Origin of the sequence: Streptomyces hygroscopicus subsp. hygroscopicus, assembly GCF_030269125.1 — a bacterium.
Classification (GTDB): domain Bacteria; phylum Actinomycetota; class Actinomycetes; order Streptomycetales; family Streptomycetaceae; genus Streptomyces; species Streptomyces hygroscopicus_C.
On record NZ_BSSM01000008.1, the window covers coordinates 1 to 20,511 of the forward strand.

At 69.0% G+C, this 20,511-nt stretch carries 13 protein-coding genes and 1 pseudogene; 11 read left to right on the forward strand and 3 right to left on the reverse strand.

Going from position 1 to position 20,511, the window contains the following annotated elements; translation table 11 throughout:
• Nucleotides 1–414: 414 nt before the first annotated feature.
• Nucleotides 415–1,689, forward strand: a complete 1,275-nt coding sequence (locus QSK45_RS18790; RefSeq protein ID WP_285558314.1) for a recombinase family protein — start codon at nucleotides 415–417, stop codon at nucleotides 1,687–1,689.
• 76 nt (nucleotides 1,690–1,765) lie between these two features.
• On the opposite strand, the gene QSK45_RS18795 is transcribed toward QSK45_RS18790, so the two are convergent.
• Together QSK45_RS18795 and QSK45_RS18800 are read right to left on the reverse strand one after the other, a co-directional pair.
• On the reverse strand, nucleotides 1,766–2,026 hold the full coding sequence (locus QSK45_RS18795; RefSeq protein ID WP_285558316.1) for a hypothetical protein: 261 nt from the start codon (nucleotides 2,024–2,026) through the stop codon (nucleotides 1,766–1,768).
• Between the two features lie 441 nt (nucleotides 2,027–2,467).
• Entirely contained in the window at nucleotides 2,468–3,178 is a 711-nt protein-coding gene (locus QSK45_RS18800) for a hypothetical protein (RefSeq protein ID WP_285558318.1), read from the reverse strand.
• Nucleotides 3,179–4,564: 1,386 nt separating this feature from the next.
• On the opposite strand from QSK45_RS18800, the gene QSK45_RS18810 reads away from it, so the two are divergent.
• The 6 genes and pseudogenes from QSK45_RS18810 to QSK45_RS18835 form a co-directional block, all read left to right on the forward strand.
• Complete coding sequence (locus QSK45_RS18810) at nucleotides 4,565–5,863, forward strand: hypothetical protein (protein ID WP_285558320.1); 1,299 nt, start codon at nucleotides 4,565–4,567, stop codon at nucleotides 5,861–5,863.
• A 565-nt stretch (nucleotides 5,864–6,428) separates the two neighbouring features.
• Complete coding sequence (locus tag QSK45_RS18815; protein WP_285558322.1) at nucleotides 6,429–6,806, forward strand: hypothetical protein; 378 nt, start codon at nucleotides 6,429–6,431, stop codon at nucleotides 6,804–6,806.
• Nucleotides 6,807–7,092: 286 nt separating this feature from the next.
• A complete protein-coding gene (locus QSK45_RS18820; protein WP_285558324.1) occupies nucleotides 7,093–7,935 on the forward strand; it encodes a vWA domain-containing protein in 843 nt (280 codons plus the stop codon).
• 25 nt (nucleotides 7,936–7,960) lie between these two features.
• Nucleotides 7,961–8,815, forward strand: coding sequence for a hypothetical protein (locus QSK45_RS18825; RefSeq protein ID WP_285558326.1), 855 nt, complete (start codon nucleotides 7,961–7,963; stop codon nucleotides 8,813–8,815).
• Nucleotides 8,815–11,064, forward strand: a complete 2,250-nt coding sequence (locus tag QSK45_RS18830) for a hypothetical protein (RefSeq protein WP_285558327.1) — start codon at nucleotides 8,815–8,817, stop codon at nucleotides 11,062–11,064. The genes QSK45_RS18825 and QSK45_RS18830 overlap by 1 nt, the downstream gene beginning before the upstream one ends.
• Nucleotides 11,065–11,245: 181 nt before the next feature.
• Nucleotides 11,246–11,432: pseudogene (locus QSK45_RS18835) on the forward strand (thioredoxin-disulfide reductase); the annotation flags it as partial.
• Between the two features lie 340 nt (nucleotides 11,433–11,772).
• Here QSK45_RS18835 and QSK45_RS18840 read toward each other — a convergent pair.
• Nucleotides 11,773–13,299: a class I SAM-dependent DNA methyltransferase gene (locus QSK45_RS18840; RefSeq protein ID WP_285558329.1), complete on the reverse strand. Its 1,527-nt coding sequence runs from the start codon at nucleotides 13,297–13,299 to the stop codon at nucleotides 11,773–11,775.
• A 163-nt stretch (nucleotides 13,300–13,462) separates the two neighbouring features.
• On the opposite strand from QSK45_RS18840, the gene QSK45_RS18845 reads away from it, so the two are divergent.
• From QSK45_RS18845 to QSK45_RS18860, 4 genes are read left to right on the forward strand one after another with little or no spacing between them, the layout of a single operon-like run.
• Nucleotides 13,463–13,777: a trypco2 family protein gene (locus QSK45_RS18845; RefSeq protein WP_100572675.1), complete on the forward strand. Its 315-nt coding sequence runs from the start codon at nucleotides 13,463–13,465 to the stop codon at nucleotides 13,775–13,777.
• Between the two features lies 1 nt (nucleotide 13,778).
• A complete protein-coding gene (locus QSK45_RS18850) occupies nucleotides 13,779–15,941 on the forward strand; it encodes a VMAP-C domain-containing protein (protein ID WP_285558335.1) in 2,163 nt (720 codons plus the stop codon).
• Entirely contained in the window at nucleotides 15,938–16,948 is a 1,011-nt protein-coding gene (locus QSK45_RS18855) for an AAA family ATPase (RefSeq protein WP_100572677.1), read from the forward strand. The genes QSK45_RS18850 and QSK45_RS18855 overlap by 4 nt, the downstream gene beginning before the upstream one ends.
• 16 nt (nucleotides 16,949–16,964) lie before the next feature.
• A complete protein-coding gene (locus QSK45_RS18860) occupies nucleotides 16,965–20,375 on the forward strand; it encodes a tetratricopeptide repeat-containing protein kinase family protein (protein ID WP_285558336.1) in 3,411 nt (1,136 codons plus the stop codon).
• Nucleotides 20,376–20,511 lie beyond the last annotated feature (136 nt).

The window sequence follows — 20,511 nt, forward strand, 5'->3', positions numbered from 1 at the left end:
AAGGGCGACGGCGTTCACCACGCCATGCTCGGCATCTCCCGCCTCCACAACCTCACCCTCGCAGGTTGAGCGACGAACGCCACAGGTCAGCAAGCAGATCCAAGGTCAATTACGGGACATCGCTTAGCCCACGAGAACTTCAAGATCCCGATCCCACGCGACGGCAGCGTCACCGACCTCCTCAAAGAGGCCCAACGCCCCAATCGCCGCTTCGCTGCCGTTATTTGCGAGTCGATCGAACGCATCGCCCGCCGCACTTACTTCGGCACGAAGATCGAGTACGAGCTGGAGCAAGCTGGAATCGCCCTGTGCGCCGCTGACGAGCCGATCGTCACCGGTCCCAGGGCCAAACTCGCCACACCGACCCTCACCCGGCGCATCAAGCAGGCCGTCTCCGAGTGGTACGTGCTCCAGATGCTCGAGCTGTCCTGGGACGGCTTCATCGAGCACATCTCCCAGGGCTGGAACGTGGGGAAGCCTCCCTACGGCTACCTGGCGGAGAAGGTGCCTCACCCCGTTCCGGCTCGCCGAGCTGAGGGCCGTACCAAGCACCGGCTCATCCCCGACCCTCCGCGGGCCTCAGCGGTCACCTTTATCTTCCAGCTTCGCGGGCTGGATAAGCTCGGTTACGACGCCATCGCCGACCGTCTGAACCTGGACCTAGCAGCTTACCCACCTCCGGAGCCGACCCGCCCCGATGTGGCCCTGGGGTGCTGGAGCGGTTCCGCCGTGCGAGAGATCCTGCGCAATCCAAAGTACACGGGCTACCAGGTCTGGAACCGCCGGGCGATGAAGAAGGGTGGTCGCTACAACGACCCGAAGGACTGGGTGTGGTCACCCCGGCCCGTCCATGAGCCTCTTGTCACCAAGGAACTGTTTGACGCCGTCTCCACCGTGGGCCGCAAGCGCCAGGGATCCCGCACCACCCACGGAGCCAACGCGCACCCGGCCACCAAGCGCTCCTACGTCCTGCGATCGTACGTCTACTGCGACACTTGTGATCGCCGCATGTTCGGCAAGTCGCGCCACCAGATCTCTTACTACGCCTGCCAGCCCGACCCCAACGAACATCGTGATCAGCCGTGGTTTCCTGATCACCCCAAGAGCTTGTGGATCCGCGAGCAAATCCTGATCGCTTCCATCTCCCGCTTCTTCGCCACCAGGATCTTCGTACTCGATCGGCGTAGTCATCTCAGAGCCGCCCCCAAAGGCGCTCGGTCCGCGGACGGTGCCGGCGACCGCATCGCCAAGGAGCGGGCCGCGCTGGGGCGCACTATCAGTGCCATCGGCCAGCGCCAGGCCCGTCTCATCCGCACCCTCGCAGACGGCCCTGGCGGCCACGAGGCCAGCGATCTCCACCCGGATCAGGAGAAGCAGTTGCGTGACGCGATCCAACGCGAGCACGCCGTGCTGGGCGCCCAGCGTGAACAGCTCGCCGAGCAGCTAGCTCACCTGCGCGCGCCGAAGCAGGCTGTGCGCGCCGCCGACAACGCGGCTCTGCTGGATGCGCTCCCGCACCTCGATGTTGACCTCGCCCTGGTCCCAGAGGAGATCCAACGACGGCTCTACGGTGCCTTCGGGCTGGAGGTTCGCTACAGCCGGCCCCACGAGGAGCTAACTCTGCGGGTGACGATCCCGGACTACCTGCTTGATGGACTGTTGTTGGCCGCCCACGAGCTGGAGCAATGAAACAAAAAATCGGGCACCCTCAACGTGTTTCCGTTCCCGGAGCACGAAGCAGGCGAAGCCGGGAACAGCGAAGGATTCACCGGGTCGCCCGCCTGGACCGCCCGGTTTCAGCCTCCGCCAGCCGCTCGCGACGCCACTGGGGGTCGACCAGTGCCCGGTCGAAGACCGCCTCTCCGAGCCCGGAGGCCAGCGCCTTGCCGCTGGTGTAACGCCGCAGCCGCCCGCGCAGACCCTCTCCCTGGCGTTCACCTGCCATACCGACGTAGACGAGCGGGCCAGCCGCGCCCCGCTTGGCGAGGTAGACGCCCGGCATCTGCGGCACTTCCGCGCCGACCAAGTGAACCCACTCCGACCACGGGGCTACGTCCAGAATTTCCTAACTGATCCCCTCGACGTCCACGCGTTCGGGCATAAGCAGTCCTCTCGCCGGACGTTCAGTGTGCGGCGCACATGCAGAACGAGCCGCCGCAGGTGTAACAGCGTGGACGCCCGACGCACCGGCACGACTGCCCGCATTTCACGGGATCGGTGTGCAACTTCACCTCGTCCGCGTTGCCCGGGTCGTACGCGGCGCGGCAGTACCGGCAGGCAACCTGCCCAGGCGGGGGAAGGTCTTCAGCGCCAAGTGTCCTTGGCGGCTCCGTGGGGGGCGACGGACCCGGGTCTCGCCGCGCGTCCGGGTCCTCATCCTCGAAGAGGCGGAACTCCCTGATGGCGCTCCACTCGTTCATCATGGCTGCATCCTCGCAGACGGCGCAGGGCCACCGCCGCGGGGCTTTCAGTAGTCCATGGCGGACGGCATCTCGACGTCGTACTCGGCGTTGTACTCCGCGTAGTACTCGGCTTGGTTCTCCGCGTGCGCGTCGAGGACACCGGAACAGCCTGCGTACAGCATCCAAGCGGCATCATGCAGACGCCGGACGTCCGCGTCGAAGTCGACCCGCTGCTGGTTCGGCCGCGCCCGCACCAACCCCTGTCCCTTGCCACCCTTCACCGTGCTGTATCGGAAGGTCTGCCCCTTCTCGTCGAGCTGGTGCAGCCAGTCCAGGGTGCCTTGAGTGGTCGGATCGATCCGGTCGTTCGGGGGCGGCATCAACCGGCCGAGGTACTGGTTGAATCGGTCCGCCAGATGCGCGATCGCATGGGACGTCGTTAGAAAGCTGTCGAGTTCCTCGGGCGGCACCGACACGCCGTCTCGACGCAGACAAGCCGCAGCCAACCGGATGTTCCACTTCAAGGCGAGTTCGATGGCGTGCCGGTACTGGTAGTAGATCGGCACAGGCAGAGCGTCGTTCGCCCCGGTCCGGATCCAGTGGCTCGCCAGGATGGCGCCGGCCTCCAGGTAACCGAGAGCCAGATCGAGATCGTCTTCTTCAGCACCTCCGAGAACAGCGATGCTGTCCCATTCCGACCGGCGCTGAGGCAGTCGAGTCAGATCGTTAGGGTCATCCATCGGGGCGTCTACGTCATCCACAAGCTCATGGTCCATGGAGCCATGGTGATGGCCCGACTACCTGACGCGCCCGACATTTTCGACCTCTATGGCCGCCCTGCGAGAAGCGGGGAGACCCGAGTTGACCGTCCGCCGTCACTGGAGGATCGACAGCAGCTCCTGGAGTACCGCGTTGAGGCTGGCGGGTTCCGGGAGATCGCAAGACCCACCTCGCCATCGGCCTGGGGATCAGGGCCTGTCAGGCCGGACACCGTGTCGCGTTCGCCACCGCCGCCCAGTGAGTCGCCCACCTCGCCGAACCGCCCCAAGCTCCTGACGTGAACAAGGCCATTGTCAGTGCCGCGTGCGATCCTCACCCCGGAAGCGGGCACTTCAGAAGGAGGCCGGGTGGCGACGGGACGTCCGCGGAAGGATCCACGCGATCCGGTGCTGATTATGCGGGCTGCCGGGCTCGAACCACTGGAGCCCTATCCAGGAAGTGATAAGCCCTGGCGCTGCCGCCATGAAGCGTGCGGGAGAGAAGTGTCACCGCGGCTGGGCAACATTGCCGCGGGCCGGCAGGGCGGCTGCGGATACTGCTCAGGCACGGCATCGATTCCGCCGGAGGCGGCGGTGGCGTTGATGCGCTCGGTCGGCCTGGAACCGCTGGAGCCGTATCCCGGGGCGACACCCCCTTGGCGCTGCCGGCACGTGCCGTGCGGTCGGGAGGTCAAGCCGCGCTACTCGTACATCAAACGCGGAGGGGGACCGTGCCGATGGTGCGCGCCGAACGCGCCGGTCGATCCGGACCAGGCCGCCGCGCTCATGAGGTCGGCGGGTCTGGAACCGTTGGAGCCGTATCCCGGGACCGACATGCCCTGGCGGTGCCGCTGTACAACATGCGGCACGATCGGGACACCCACTCATGGGTCGGTCAAGGGCGGACAAGGGGGCTGCGGCCCGTGCGGGCGCAAGAACGCCGGGCAGGGCATCAGCCGGGCATGGTCGCGTCGCCGCGCACTGCCCCGCGCGGACGGCGACCGGGCCGCAATTGAGGCGAAGGACTTCGACCTCGAGCCGCTGGAGTCCTACCCGGGACCGAGCGGGCTGTGGCACTGCCGCCACCTCCCGTGCGGCCGAGACGTCGAGATCAGGTTGAGCAACCTCAGGCGCGGCCTTCGGGCATGCCCATACTGCCCTCCCTCCCCGGGTGGCCGACGCCGCTGGCCCGCGGACGAAGCCGAGGCCCTCATGCGTGCCGCCGACCTGGACCCGCTCGAACCGTACGCCGGGCGTCGTGACAAGGCGTGGCGGTGTCGCTGCAACGGCTGTGGGCGAGAGACGTCACCGAGTCTGGGCGGCATTCTGGCGGGCCAAGGCGGCTGTCGGCACTGCGCCGACGTGAGGGCGGCAGCGGGTAGAAAGACCGACCCAGACAGCGCGGTGGCTGCCATGCGCGCGGCCGGGCTGGAGCCGCTGGAGCCCTATGCCACCTCGGTGACTGCGTGGCGGTGCCGTTGCACAACCTGCGGCAACGAGGTCTCCCCGACGCTCATGAAGATCCGTGCTGGTGGAGGATGCAAGTTCTGTGCCACCCACGGCATCGACCTGGCAGGACCGTCGAAGGTCTACGTGATCACCCACCAGGAGTGGAAAGCCGTCAAGATCGGGATCGGCGCCTGCACCGGCTACACCTCTCGCCTCATCCAACACGAACGCCAGGGTTGGCAACTGCATCAGGCCCGTGAATACACCACCGGCGCAGCCGCCTACGACGTCGAGCAGGCCGTGCTGGGCCGCCTGCGTCAGGCCGGACTCGTTCCTTTCCTCACGAGCGACGTCATGCCGAACGGCTGGACCGAGACCTGCTCCGCAGCCCGCATCACGGCGGCCGAGGTCTGGGCCATGGTCGATGAGGAAACACGGAGCGCAGAAAAACCCTATGCGCCCCGAGTTGGCGGCCGACCACGTGCTGCGGTCCTCATCGACGCGGAGGCCGCAGCCGCTGAGATGCGGGCTTGCGGATACGAGCCACTCGTGCCATATCCCGGCCGCACCAACGCGACTTGGCCCTCGCGCTGCACGACCTGCGGGCACGAGGGGCGTCCTACGTTCAACGCCGTCCGTAACGCGGGCCAGCGCTGTCGCGTCTGCCGGGCAAAGGAGACCCAGGCGAAACGCGCCGCCACGAACGCGCCGAAGGCCCGAGAAACCATGCGCACCGCCGGACTCGAACCGCTGGAACCCTATCCGGGCAGCCAAACGCCGTGGCGGTGCCGCTGCACCACATGCGGTCGCGAAACCAGCCCCACCTACTCCAACGTCAACAGCGGTTCGAAGGGCTGCCGGTTCTGTGCCCTCAACTCGGCAACCGACGAGCGTGCGTCCGCCGAAGTGCGAGCGGCCGGGTTCGAGCCGCTGGAGCCGTACCCCGGCCGCACCACGGACCATTGGCGCTGCCGCTGTTCCTGTGGAAACGAAGTAGCGACGCGCCTGTCCTCCATCCGGTCGGGCACCACCGGCTGCAAGAAGTGCCCCCGATCCGGTGGCCGAACCGATCCCGCGACAGCCGCCGCGGAGGCACGCGCCGCCGGGTTCGAGCCGTTGGAGCCCTATCCGGGGAAGACCACCGACCGGTGGCGCTGCCGCTGCAGGTGCAGCACGGCCATCACCCTCACCCTGACCAGCCTCAGAGGAGGCCGTACCGCGTGCGGAACGTGCTCCCGAGGCGCGACTCGATAACCGTCGGTCACGATGCACCCCGCCGCTGCACCCAGTAGTCGAGCAAGCCCGGGTTCCGTCGTACCAACCTTCTTTAGGAGATCGCTGCTGCCCGACGGCATCCTCGGTATCGGCCCCTTTGAAGATGCGTTCGGCGGATCATGAGCGCCTCGGCGTCCAGCGATGTGGCCGACGTCCTGTCGACGGTAGTCGACGTCAGCTGACATGGGCAGGCCGCACAGTCTTCAATGGCGTCATGGCCACGCCGATGCCAACACCCCCGCCTCCGCCCGCCAATCTGGAGACGATCGCGGGTAGCGCCACGCTGGACGAAGTCCTGGAGTGTCTACGCGCGCGGCGGCCGGTGTTCCACTCCGAAGCCGATCTCCAGCACAGTTTCGCCCTCGCTGTAGGCGAGGTCGCACCGGATGTCAGGTGCCGTCTCGAGATCCCGGTACGCGGAAGCAACGCCTCGGAGTACCTGGACCTACTGTGCCTGGGGCCGGCGAGCCGTACGGCAATCGAGTTCAAGTACGTGACCCGACAATGGTCGGGTACAGCAGGTACGCCTCCCGAGGAGTACGCCTTGCGCGGACACAACGCCCCAGACGTCGCACGTAGGGACTTCCTGCGGGACGTAGCAAGGCTGGAACGCTTCTGCGACCGCGAGGACCAGAACGGGCTGGCCCTGCTCATCACAAACGAGGCGGCCCTGTGGCGCCCCAGGCAACGCAGAACGCCCACCAGGGACGAGGAGTTCCGCATCCACCACGGGCGCCAACTGAGCGGCACCTTGCTGTGGGCCGGCGGTTCCTTCCCGGACAACACCCGAGTGCTGCGCGGCGCCTACACGCTCGCCTGGCGTCAGTACACCCAACTGGAGAATTCAAGTGGCGAGTTCCGCTGCCTTGCGGTGTTCATCACTCCGAACGCCGCGCAGCCCCAGTGGCCACACGAGGCGTAACCAGCAGACTGCCTCGCATGTCATTGATCATGGGAATCTGCCCTGATGGGAATCTGCCCTGGGTGAAGGCACTAGCCTCGATTCCGGAGACATCGAAAACCTCCTCCACGACGCCGAGCAGCACTTGGATCCAAACGTCGTCGAGCAGACCGTCGGGGGCTCATGCCGGCGGCCGGTGGAACGGCATGTGAGTGTCGATCACTTCCCCGACATCGAGACTGTGAAGGCAGCGTGAAAGCACTGGTCATTCGATATGGTGATCCCCTTCACAGCAAGGGGGGGCGCAGTGCCGTACACCGCAGAGATCAGCCGAACCAATCCGGGTTGCTTCATCTTCCTCGTGGACCAGTCCGCCTCCATGAGCGATCCCATGGGCGCCGGTGAGGTCACGCGGCAGAGGGCCGAGGTCGTCTCCGACGCGATCAACCGGCTGCTGACCGAACTGTCCGTCAAGTGTGCCAAAGAGGAAGGCGTACGGGACTACTTCCACGTGGCCGTGATCGGGTACGGACACAACCACGTGGGCTCTGCGTTCCAAGGGGCGCTGGCCGGGCGCGACCTCGTTCCGCTGAGCGAGGTCGCCAACAACCCGGCGCGGGTGGAGAGCCGTACCAAGAAGGTGCCGGACGGCGCCGGCGGCCTGGTCGAGACCTCGGTGCAGTTCCCGGTGTGGATGGACCCGGTGACCAACGGCGGTACGCCCATGACACGCGCCCTCGGCTACGCGGACAGCCTCGTGGCGAACTGGGTCGAGGCGCACCCGAGCGGCTTCCCGCCGATCGTGCTCAACCTCACCGACGGCGAGTCCACCGACGGCGACCCCACCAGCGCCGCCATCGCGCTGGCCTCGCACGCCACCGCCGATGGCGCGGTCCTCCTGTTCAACCTCCACGTGTCCGGCAGCGGCGGCACACCGGTCACCTTCCCGGACAGCGAGGAGGGGCTGCCGGACACGTACGCCCGGCTGCTGTTCCAGATGTCCAGCGTGCTGCCCAGCCACATGCGCTCCTACGCGGCCTCGCAGGGGCACCGCGTCAGCGAGACCACCCGGGGCTTCGTCTACAACGCGGACATCACCTCCATCGTGGAGTTCCTGGACATCGGCACCCGCGCCACCGAGCTGCGCTGACCACCGAGACGGAGCTGCGCTGACCATGGAGGACGTTTCGGCCCTGCCGGAATGCCAGCTGCTGCGGGTACCCAAGGCGGGCAACACGCTCAAGGAGTGCGAGGACGCCGGGCGGTCCTGGGTCGGGGACGCCCGGGCCGACGACCAGGGCCGTACCGTCCTCCCGCTGTACGCGGCGGTGTCCGACGGCGCCTCGGAGAGCCTGCTTGCGGGCGCCTGGGCAGAACGTCTCGTCGCGGACGCCGTCGAGTCGATGTCCCTCGGCCGTGACTGGTGGAACGACGTGGACACGTTCGTCGTCGACCTCATGGAACGGTCCGCGCCTCGCTGGGAAGCGTACCTCGAGTGGTACCGGGCGGAGCGCGACGCCCGTGGCCGGCCCATCACCTGGTACGAGCAACCCGGCCTGGAGAAGGGCGCGTTCGCGACCGTCCTGGGGGCGGAGGTCCGAGCCACCGTGTCCGGTGACGGTAGGGCCGACTGGTCCTGGCACGCCTTCGCCCTGGGCGACAGCTGCCTGTTCCACCTGCGGGACGGTGTCGTCCGGCGGGCCTTCCCCGTCGAGGACGTCGAGGGCTTCGGCATCACCCCCCAGCTCCTCGGCAGCCGTAACCACGACACGGCCCTGGTGGCCGAGCGGCTGCGGCTCGCCCACGGCACCCTGGCGCCGGGCGACGAGGTGCTGCTGGCCAGCGACGCGCTGGCCGCCTGGCTGCTGTCCCCGCACCACGGGCACCGGGCGCCCGGCACCGTGCTGGCCACGCTTGCCGAGGTGGGCGATGAGCCCTTCACGGAGTGGGTGGAGGACCAGCGGGCGCGCGGGCTCATGCGCAACGACGACGTGACCCTGATCCGGATCCGGGTGAGAACGGAGGCGTGATGGCTGTGTCCCGCGGCGGTCGCCAAGCCACCGGAACCGATGCGGTCCGGAAGTTCCCCACGGGCGCGAACTACGCGGAGGCCCTGCAGCACCCCGAACTCTGCTTCCGCGATCCCGATCTCCGGCACGGAACCGTCCAGCAGAGCCCCGTCCTCGGACCCAAGGCGATCTCTGGCAACTTCGCCAGCGTCTTCTCCGTCACCGCGCGGGACGGGCAGCGCTACGCGCTCAAGTGCTTCACTCGGGACACCTCCGCCATCGGCGTCCGTTACACCGCGATCAGCGCTGCCCTGCGCGCCCTCGACACCGGTGGCCTCTCCCAGCCGTGGCCTGTGCGCTTCGAGTTCCTGGAGCAGGGCGTGCTGGCTCTCGGCGACTGGTTCCCGGTGGTGCGGATGGCGTGGGTGCAGGGCACTGACCTCATCTCGTGGATCGACCGCCACCGCCACGACTCGGCTGCCGTCCACGCCCTCGCCGACCGCTTCTTCGAGCTGGCGGGCGACCTGGAGGACCACGGCATCGCCCACGGCGACCTGCAGCACGGCAACATCCTCGTGGCGGACGACAACACCCTCCGGCTCGTCGACTACGACGGCATGTACGTACCCGCCCTCAAGGGCGAGCCGGCGACGGAGAACGGCCACCGCAACTACCAGTCGCCGCAACGCGGCGCTACCGACTTCGGGCCCGCCATGGACCGCTTCTCGGCCTGGCTCATCCACCTCTCCCTGCTCGCCGTCGCCACCGACCCCGGCCTGTGGACCCAGCTCCACGACACCCAGGGCGAGTACCTGATCCTTTCCGAGTCCGACTTCAAGGACCCGGCGACCTCCCTGGCCTGGCCCCTGCTCCTCGGCCACTCCGACCAACGGCTCCGCGCGGAGGCGGACCGCGTCCGGGGCTTCCTCGGGCAACCCTGCTCTACGCTGCCCCGCCTGACCGCCGACGCGCTCACGCTCCCCGCCCCACCCCGCAAGCGAAAGGGCGGCGCCGCGGCTCCGACGGCGACCGGCGGTTCGATTGGTGCCGCCGCCCCGGCAAATGCACCTTCCGGTGGCATCCCAGCCTGGCTGGTGGATCGCGTGGCGTCCGCCCCCGCCAGAGCAGTGCCGACTAGCGCGCCGGCCCCCGCCTCCGCGGGCTTCACCGGGCGCCGCCCTCGCGACCTGGCGGCCGCGGCCACTGCCGTACTGAGCACCGCCGCCCCCGCCGTGCTCGCAGTCACTGTCGGACAGCCGGAGGGCTACCTGCCTGCCGCGCAGGGGGCCGCCCTACTCGCCTCGACCGCCCTGATCGGCGTAGGCCGGCGGCTCAGGCCGGAGTACCGCACCGCCCGCCAACGGGTCCGGGGACTACGTCGCCGGGCCCGCGAACTCAAGGATCCGGCCGGCGCCCACCGGCGGCTGGAGCAGGAGATCCAGAAGCTGGACGCCGCCACGGCCAAGGACGGCGCGGCCACCGACAAGCGCATCCAGACCATCCAGACCGACCTGCGCGACGGACTGGCCCGCATCACTATGGACCTGAACCGCCGCACCGACCAGTCCCGCAAGCGCAAGGCGGAACTGCCCGCCAGAGAGCAGAGCATGATCGCCGCCGCGCTGGAACCCGCGGTGCGCCAGCACGTCGAGGCGAAGCTCCGCGCCACCTCGATCCAGGAAGCGCGGTCACTGCCGAACATGGGCGCCAAGACGGTCGGGGCTCTGGTGCAGGCCGGTATCCGCACGGCGGCCGACTTCACGGGGGTGTCCTACTCCCAGAGCCAGGGTTCCGGGAGCCGTGTCGCCTACTTCGTCCGCCCAGGCGGCCACCACGTCCGCGTGTCCGGCGTGGGCGAAGCGCGGGCGAGTGCCCTCGACGCATGGCGGCGGTCCCTGGAGCAACGGGCCAGGGCCTCCGCACCCGCCAAGCTGCCCGGGCCCGCCCTGACGAGGATCCGCGCGGAGATCGCCACGCTGCGGGCGCAGTACGACCGGGAGGTAAAGCAGGCGGAGAGCAAGGCCCAGCAGGACAGGGACGTCCTCCAAAAGCAGATCACCGACGAACGGCAGCGGCTCACGGCCGACCGCCAGCAGCGCGCTATGGAGACCCAGCGCAAACGTGCTGACCTGTTGCAACGTCAGAAGCAGCTCGGCGGCGCCGAGGTGGAGCGAGCGAGGGTGACGGGCGAACTCAGCACCGCACGGTCGGAGACCCGCCGCAACCTCGGTGTCCGGAAATACGTCACATTCCTGTTGACGGGCCACTGAACCAGGCCCGAGACGAGTATGCAGCGTGGCCAGGGCTGGGCGAGAGTTGGGTGCGCGCGGGCAAGGTAGATGGCGGCACCAGGTAATCAGGAGCCCCAGAAACCACGGGTGAGATCTTCACGAACATGCAGGAAGCGGACCTGGTGCCTTGTTCGCCTCACTACGCAAGTCACGGTCGTAGATGGTTCTTCCAAGTGCCCGTGTGGTGGCTGCTCCAGCGCTCAGTAACTCCGGCCGCGCCGGATTCACCGCCGCCCTCTACACTGCCCGCGCCAGAGCTCAAGCCGCTCGTCTTCGGCGGCGCCATCTTCGTCGGCGGTGCGCTCACCACCACAACCGAGGTCGAGAACTTCCCCGGCTTCCCCGAGCGCACTTGACGGGGCTGAAGCGCACCATGACCCGGTCAAGGTGCGCCATACGGTCCGCTGACGTGCACGCTTTCCCTCCCTTCGCGGGCCGATGCCCGCACGGCCGCGTTTATCCAACGGCCCTGTCGGCGGCAGCCTGTGCTCGTGCCTATGTTCCGGGTCCCGACCAATAACAGGTTCCACGGTGCCGTCGTGGGCAGGACAGCACCGTCGAGGGGCGCGGCCGTCCCAGGTGGATTAGTGCAGTCGTGAACGTGTGGGGCCAGACGGCGTGTGCCCAGCGTTCTCGCTTCACCCGCCTCAGGCACCCCGCCCAGCCGGCGGCTCTCGCTGGCGGTTCTCAGTCGAAGATTGCGTACAGGTCCTTCATCAGGGCCGCGGGACCGCTCCGCGGGACCGCTTGCGGCTCCACGGCGGCTGGCAGGCCCACGCCGACATAACGTGCCGGGGCCAGCGCGTACTCATGCTCGCGCACAGTCGCCACATCCGCCGAGAAGCAGAAGCCGGACTCGTCTTGGTAGGCCAGGTTTGCTTCCTGCGCTGATGCCGTGCCTCGCCAGGCGTGGTACGTGCCAGCGATTTTTGCGAGGTCGGCTTCTGTCAGATTCCGCTCGGTCCGGTCAACCATCTCGCCCATTCCGCGGGCGTCGATGAAAAGGGTTGTGCCGCGCCGGTCGTCCAGGCGTTTCGCGCCCTGCGGGGACTTGTCTTTGGTCAGGAACCACAGGCACGCCGGGATCTGGGTCGTCCGGAAGAGTTGGGGCGGCAATGCAACCATGCAGGCGACCAGGTCAGCTTCCACCATCGCCTGGCGGATCTCAGCCTCGACTCTGGGCGAGGAGTGTGAGCCGTTGGCGAGGACGACGGCGGCCGTCCCGCGGTCGGACAGTTTCGAGACGGCGTGCTGGAGCCACGCGAAGTTGGCGTTGTTCCTCGGAGGAACCCCGTACTGCCAACGGACGTCGCTCTCGTCCCGCTCCCAGTCCCTCATGTTGAACGGCGGGTTGGCCATCACAAAGTCGGCCTTGAGGTCCGGGTGCTTGTCGTCGGCCAAGGTATCGCCCCAACGGGCGGCCAGGTTGGCGTCGATGCCGTGGATGGCGAGGTTCATCTTGGCCAGGCGCCAGGTGCGCTCGTTGACCTCTTGGCCGTAGACCGCGATGTCGGCCTTGTGGCCGCGGCCCCCGTGTGCCTCGATGAACTTGCTCGCCTGTACGAGCATGCCGCCTGTGCCGCACGCCGGGTCGTACACGCGCCCGTTGTACGGCTCCAGAATCTCCACGATCAGCCGGACCACTGATTGAGGGGTGTAGAACTCGCCACCCTTCTTGCCCTCCGCGCGCGCGAAGTTGTTGAGGAAGTACTCGTACACGTCGCCCAGTACGACCTGGGCCGGCTTGTCCTCGGTGCTGCCGAAGCGCGCGTCGGTGATGAGGTCGAAGAGTTCAGCCACGCGCTGTTGGCCGGCGTCATCGCGGTTGAAGACTTTGGGGAGAGCGCCCGCCAGAGAGGCGTTCTCCCGCATGACCGTGTCCATCGCCTCGTCGAGGAGCTTGCCCACACCCTGGCTCTTAGCGTTCGCGGCGATCCAGGACCAACGGGCGGTCTCCGGTACCCAGAAGACGTGGGCGCCGGTGTACTCGTCGCGGTCCTCCAGGAAGACACCGATTCGGTCGTCCGAGACGCCGTCCTCGGCAAGCTCCTTGGCGAGCCTGTTCCGGTGCTCGTCGAACGCGTCGGAGACGAACTTTAGGAAGATCAGCCCGAGTATGAACTCCTTGTACTGGGCGGAGTCGACGGAGCCGCGCAGCTTGTCGGCTGCCTTCCAGAGGGTCGCCTGGATCTCCTCGGGGGTGGAGGCGCTCAAGTTTCCTCCTGCTCGGTGGACTTCTTCTCGCGCGGTGGCATGCGGTGGACGGCTCCTTCCACAAGTCATTGTCCATGACCGAGGTTTGTGGTGTCTCACGAGCGTTGTACCGTACGGCGACCTACTGTTTTTCTCATTGTCTTGAACCGGGGGCGGGGCGAAGGTGTCGACTATCGGACTGGCCGCAGCCATCGAGGAGCTGCGCCAAGAGCTGTACGAGGCGCAGCAGCTTGGCATCAACCAGCAGTTCGCCTTCGGCGTCGAGGAGGCCGAGCTGGAGCTGCAGCTGGAGCTGCGCAAGTCTGCCAAAGGGGACGGCAAGCTTTCCTTCGGCGTAGTTGTCGTCGGCGCGGGGGGCGAGCAAACCACCGTCCGTACCCACAAGCTGGTGCTGAAGCTGTCGGTCAAGGACCGGGCCCTCGGAGGCGCGCGCCCCGAGATCGGCGACGACGAGTTCGGGTCGCTGGACGAGGAGTGACGTGGATCGCCGCAGACTGGCTCTGATCCGCAGCGGGGGCACCGGTGAGGGTCGCCTCACCGTCGGCTCCGGCTATCTGATCGCCCCGCGGCTCGTACTGACCGCCCGCCATGTGCTGGAGGACCGCGACACGGGAACGCTGTGGCCGGTCATCACCGTACGCGTAGGCCACCACCTCGACGGCGAGACGACGCGCGCGGACGCGGAGCTGCTCTGGGCCCACCCGGACGGACTGGACGTCGCACTGCTGCGCATCGACCGCAAGATCGATCCGCCCGGCTCCGTCCGCTGGGGCTGCCCAGCGGGCACCGCGCCGCTGCCGTACGAGGGCCTCGGCTATCCCTGGGCTGCCAAAGGGGAGACCCGGGCCCCGGAGCACCTGCGCGGTGTCCTGCCGGTCCTCTCCGGAGGCAAGGACCGCTACGTCCTCGACCAGGGACCGGCCCCCACCGCCCGTACCGACGGCGGGAACGCCTGGGGCGGGGCCTCGGGCACGGCGATCTTCTGCGGCGGCCACCTCGTCGGCGTCGTGACCGAGGAGGACCACGCCTACGGAGCCCGTCGGCTGATCGCCCTGCCGGTGTCCTCCTTCGCCGGGGACGGCGGCTTCGTGTCCCACGTCGAGGAACAAACCGGTCGGTCTCCCGAGCTGAGTGCGATCGGCGCGTCCCTGCCCGAGGCCGTGCCCGCCGCCGAGCGCACGCCCGCTGAGCGCGAACTGGAGACGCTGCTTGCGCCGTTGTTCTCGCACCCCGGCGTCCGTGGCGACCACGCCCGGGCCCTGGCGCGCGAACTGGGCTACGAGGCCCAGGGGTATGAGCCCACTGCTGCCGACCTCGTGGCGCTCCTCATGGCCCATCCCCGAGCACTCGCGTCTCTCGGCGAAGCCCTCGCGAGCAGCGCGCAAGGGACGGCCCGCGCCGCTCTGACTCGTCTGTTCTCGTGGGCCAGGGGACTCGACTGCGGGTCGCTGCTCTCCGTGAACGAGTACGACGCCCTGACCGGCCTGCTGCGCCGGCTCTGCGAGAAGCAGCCGGCGCTGCTGCCCCGAACAGCCGGTGAGGCGCTGCGATACGTCGTACTTCCGGAGATCCTCACCCGTCCGCAGCTCAGCGCGGACGATGTCTGCGGCGTGGTCGAGAGCTTGGAGGATCTGTCCGACGGTGTGAGCGGTCCCGAGGATGCCCCGCCGGTGCCGGCGCTACTGCGGCTCGTCGAGTACGTGGCGGCGGCCGCGGGCGACGGGCTGGGCGACGACCTGCGCGCGTGGTCGGGGAAGACCGCCCGGCGGCTCGGAATCCACGCCGGGGCCTTGGGCGAGCGGCGTGCGGACGCCGCCCAGTGGGCGAAGCGCGCAGCGTCGCCGGTGTCGCGGGTCGTGATGGATTTGGCACACGACCCCGCCGCGGGAGACGACCGGTACCGGGTCCGGATTCTGCTCGTCCGCGACGACGGTTCGTACCGTGTGCTCAAGGAGGCGGAGTCGGAGCCCAAGACCCCGCGGGAGGCGGCGAGCACCCTGAGCAAGGCGGTCTTCGCCGCGGCCCAGGAGCCGGGGCAAGGCGACCATGTGCCGTGGGTGACCGTCGTGGTCGACCGGGCGGGGCTCGACTTGGCCGTCGACGAATGGGAGCCCGGAGCGCTCGACGACATTCTTCCGGCGTGGCCAATCGGAGCGGACTACCGCGTCTCCCTGAGCTGCCCGGAACTCAGTGACCAGAGGCCGGAACGCGAAGGCGACCAGGAGCGCCGGTGGAAGAACGGACGCGCGTCGGTGCTCGTCACCGGCCGGACGTCCGGCGACGCCAGGCAGCTCGTGAATCTGCTGAAGACTGAGCATCGTGATACCGCGCGGGTCGTTCTCCACGGCCCCGCCAACGAGCGTCGGTCCTGGTTACTGAAATGTCTCGTCCTGGGCGTCCCGGTCGTGCTGTGGGACCGTGAGGCCATTGGCTACGAGGACGCAGGGAGACTGGAGATCCTGGCTCCCGCCGGCGACCTGGAGGGACTTCCCGAGCGGGTCCGGGGCTTCCGGAGCGACTCGGCAGCTTGCCCGGCGGAGCGGCGGGCACGGCCCTCCCTCGTGTGGGAACCGGAAGGTCGTCTCCCGCAGACTGAGTCGCTTCAACTGAGTGACCCTTGGAGAGGATCGCACGCGTCATGACCACCTCAGAGCCCCTGGCCGGTACAAGCCCTCGGCTTTCATCCTCCGACGGCGGAGGCGACGACTGGTGGCTGTTCCGCGGAGACGGCGAGCGCCGTGAGGTACCGTTCCCCGCTGCACCCCCGTGGCGCCGGTTCGACCGGCAGGAGACCGTGACCGGTGACAGGGTTCCGTACCCGCGGCCCTACCTCATCGGCCCCGACGAGGTGGAGGTGGTGAACGCGGCACTCCACCTGCGCCGGCCCCTCCTGGTGACCGGGCAGCCCGGCACGGGCAAGTCCTCGTTGGCCCACGCCATCGCTCACGAACTCGCGCTCGGCCGTGTCCTGCAGTGGCCGGTGAACAGCCGCTCAACTCTTCAGGATGCCCTTTACCTCTATGACGCCGTCGGCCGGCTGCGCGAGGCGACCCTGCGGCGCGACGCGGACGGCACCGAACCGGACATCGGCCAGTACATCCGGCTCGGCCCTCTGGGCAACGCGCTTGTGCCCCGGGAGCGCCCCCGCGTGCTACTCATCGACGAGCTGGACAAGGGTGACGTCGACCTACCCAACGACCTGCTGACCGTCTTCGAGGAGGGAGAGTTCGCCATCTCCGAACTCACCCGGCTGCCCGCGAGCCACGCACCGGTACACGTTCGAACCGACGACCTGGATGAGACCGCCCCGGTCACGCGCGGCCGCGTCCGCTGCCGTGAGTTCCCGGTTGTAGTCATCACCAGCAACGGCGAACGGGAATTCCCGCCCGCCTTCCTGCGGCGCTGCGTTCGCCTCGATCTCCCCGAGCCCAACGAGCGGCGGCTTCGGGAGATCGTCGCCGCGCACCTCGGTCCCGACGCCCTGGACGACACCGACGACCTGCTGCGGGAGTTCCTCGAACGCCGCGCCGAGGGCGAACTGGCCACCGATCAGCTGCTCAACGCCGTCTTCCTCCGCAAGGGTGGCGTGAACCTCGACGCGGCCTCCCTCCTCCAGGGCGTCCTGCACCGTCTCGGCGGAGCCGTGTGACGCCGTGATCTCGCGCGTGACGAAGGTCCTGGCCGAGAGCGGGGTGGAGCTCTCTCTGGAGGAACTCCTCGACGCCATGTGGCTCGCCGGGAAGCTGCCTCGGGACTCCGGGCCCCTGGTGCGCTCCCTCGGCGTGGCCGCTGCGAGCTCGGAGCGGCACGGCGAGCCCCACCACGACGGGTTGACGGTGGCGGCGCCGGAGACCGCGGAGCCTGCACCAGAGCCGACCGCTGCGGAGTCCACGAAGAAGCGGTCCGCGCGCCCGCTTCTGGCCTCGACGCAGCCCAGTCCCGACGAAGACGCGCCAGCGCTCGCGGGCCTGTCACCGGCGTTCGCAGTCCGCACCCCGGACAGCAGCACCCTCGGCGCCGGGCAGCTCCGGCTCGGCAAGTCCCTCCGGCCGCTGCGGCAGCGCTTCCCCGACCGGCGCCAGCAGGAACTCGACGTCACACGAACCGTCGCTGCCATCGCCGAGACGGGCGTGCCCGAGACCGTCGCCCGTGCGGTGCGCACCCGCTGGCTGTCCCTGGCCCTCGTGGTTGACGACGGCGTCTCCATGGTCCTCTGGCAGCGGCTCGCCGCCGACGTCCGGGTACTGATGGAACGTGCCGGCGCCTTCCGAGACGTGCGTGTGTACGGACTCGACACGCGCAGCGACACTCCGTCTCTGCGGACCACCCCCTACCGCCACCGCGGCCGGCTCTTATCGCCGAGGGTCCTGTGCGACCTAACCGGCAACACCCTCGTCCTGGTCGTCAGCGACGGTGTGGGCGAAGCCTGGCGGGACGGCGGGATGCGCCGGGTGACGGACCGCTGGGGACGTTGCGGTCCCATCGCGATCGTCCAGGCACTGCCGTCCCGGCTCTGGGCGAGCACCGGCATCGGCGCACGGCGCTGGCAGGTCACCACCCATCGCCGCGGCGGCCCCACCCGCGCCTGGCACGTCGCCGACCCTGACCTGCCGCCGGACCTGGTCCGCTTCGACTCCGTACCCGTCCCGGTCCTCGCGCCGACCCCTGCGGCCGTCGCCGACTGGGCGTCGCTCGTCGCCTCACCCGGCGGCACAGCGCTCCTCCCGCTGTGGGACGCCGGCCGTCCCGGCTCCAGCCGGACCGTAGCCGACGCCCGGGACGGCGACGCCGCCGAAGCGGTACTCCGCTTCAGGGAGGCCGCGTCTGCCGAGGCGTATCGGCTCGCGGCCCACGTGGCGGCCGTCGCCCCCGTCACGCCGCCCGTGATGCGCCTGGTACAGGCCGCCCTCGGGCCGCCGACAGACATCGGACACCTCATGGAGGTGTTCCTAGGGGGCTTGATGCACGAGCTCGACGCCGACGGTGCGGACCGGCTGCCGCACCACCGACGGTACGACTTCACAGACGGCGCCCGGCGCGTTCTCCTCAGCGCCGTCTCCCCGAGGGAATTGCTGCGCACCGCCGAGGCTGTGACGCAGCGCATTGAGGCCGCCGTCGGCCGCGCCCCGGTCTTCCCGGCGTGGGTCGGGCACCCGGACGGCGCGGCCGTCATCGACGACACCGGGCGCTCCTTCGGCTGGCTACGGGAGCAGGCGCTAACGCGGCTCGGCATCCCGTCCGCCGACGCAAGGCCGGTGGCGCCCATGCCGAAAACCCCTGTCCCCGTGGGCGAGACCGGGGATTCCACCGAGCCCCGGGACTCCGCAGCCGCCGGGACTGATGAGGCGTACGACGACGCGCCGGGTGAGACCCTGCCAGCCGGCTGGGTGGAGCTCCTGCCGGAGGACCCGGTACGGCTCGGTCGATTCCGTCTCCGTGCACGCAGTGCCCACGGTTGGCCTCACCTGACGATGTACCTGGCCGAGGACGATGACGGCACCGTCGCCACGGTCCGGGCGCCGGTCATGCTGCATACCCGCGACCCGGGAACCGCGCGGGACCTCGTCCGGACGGAAGCCGAGTGCCTGACGCGGATGCAGGGCACGCATGCCCCCGCACTCCTCGGTGTGGCGGTGCCCACCACAGGGGAGCTGCCATGGGTCGCGGCGAGCTGCGTCCACCGCAGCGCAGACGCCCCGTCCTCACCGCCCGCACCGAACCTGCGCGCCGTCCTCGACGAACACGGGGGAACGGTCCCGGAGGAGCTTTTCTTGCGGATCGGGCTGGGCCTGACGGAGGCCGTTGCCTTCGCCCACTCTCGGGGGCTCGTGCACGGCTCGCTCTCACCCCTGGCCGTTCTCGTGACCGACCGCGACGTCCGGCTGGTCAGCTGGGCGACCGCGACGATCGACGGAGTCGACAGTGCTCACCGCGACGTGCTGCCCCTCAGCGACACCTACCTAGAGGCGGACGACGACGAGCGCTCGCTCACGCCGCAGAGCGATGTGTACGCCGTCGGTGCACTGCTGCTGGCCTTCCTCTCGGGACGGTGGAGCGACCCCAGGGCCGACAACTCGGGACATGGTCCCTTGACCAACCCCGGGATCATCCCGGTGCTCCTGCGGACTCTTTGGCGTTGCTTGGAGCATGACCCCGTCCGCAGACCCTCCGCCGCCGCCCTGGCCGAGGCGTTCGCCCTTGCGTCCGGAGGCCCGACGGCCGACCGAGCGTCGGAGGAGGTCGTCGCTGAGGACGTCCGGCGGGTTCGGGATCTGGCGGGGCGGGACATCGGCACCTACGGGCTGGAATTCGCCCGTCTTCTCCTGACGTTCTCGAACCAACTGGCCTCCGTGGGGCAGCGGGAGGAGTCGCTCGCTGCGGCCCTGGAGAGCGTGGAGGTGTACCGAGAGCTGCTGTCGGTAGGGGGTAACTCCGCCTCCGTCCCCTTCTCGTCTGGTCTCGCCGAGGCCCTCAGTAATCTTTCCGTGCGACTGGGCGAAGCCAGCCGGGCGGGGGAGAGTCTCGACGCGGTCTCCGAAGCGGAGACGCTGTACCGGGAGCTGAGTCACCGGGACTTCGGCGTCTTCGGCGCGGGCCACGCCATGACCCTGAACAACCAGTCCAACCGCTTGGCGGAGGCAGGTCGGTACCGTGAGGCACTCCAGGCTATTGAGGAGGCTGTTCTCATCGGGCGTCGAAGGGCCGAGCTGGGTGAGCCGGCGGTTGGGGGCGATCTGGCGAGGAGTCTCACGAACCTGGGCAGCCGCCTGGGCGACCTGGGACGGCAGGGCGAGGCTCGGACGGCCGTCGCCGAGGCTACCCAGATCTACGGCGCCCTGCCTCCGGAGGAGGCGCGGCGCGTCTGGACGGACCACGCCATGAGCCTGATCAATTTCGCCGTCCTGCTCGGCGACGAGGGACGTCACGACGACGCCCTGAGTGTGGTTGACGCGAGCTTCGCCGTGCTGGACCAGTACGGAGACGAACGGTCGCGGGCTGTGTTCGAGATTCAGGAGTGGTCCCGGCGCATCAGGAGCTGGCTGGAGGGCCCCGCCGCGCGGGCATCCGGTCAGTAGTCGGCAGCCCGGCGAAGAAGTTGGTGACCAGGTGTGTGCTCGATGCGCCGCGGTCCGATGCCTGCACCGCCCCGGGTTGGCGCTCATCTAGCACCTGGCGCAGCGAATCGGCACCCGGCTAGTCAGCATCACTGCG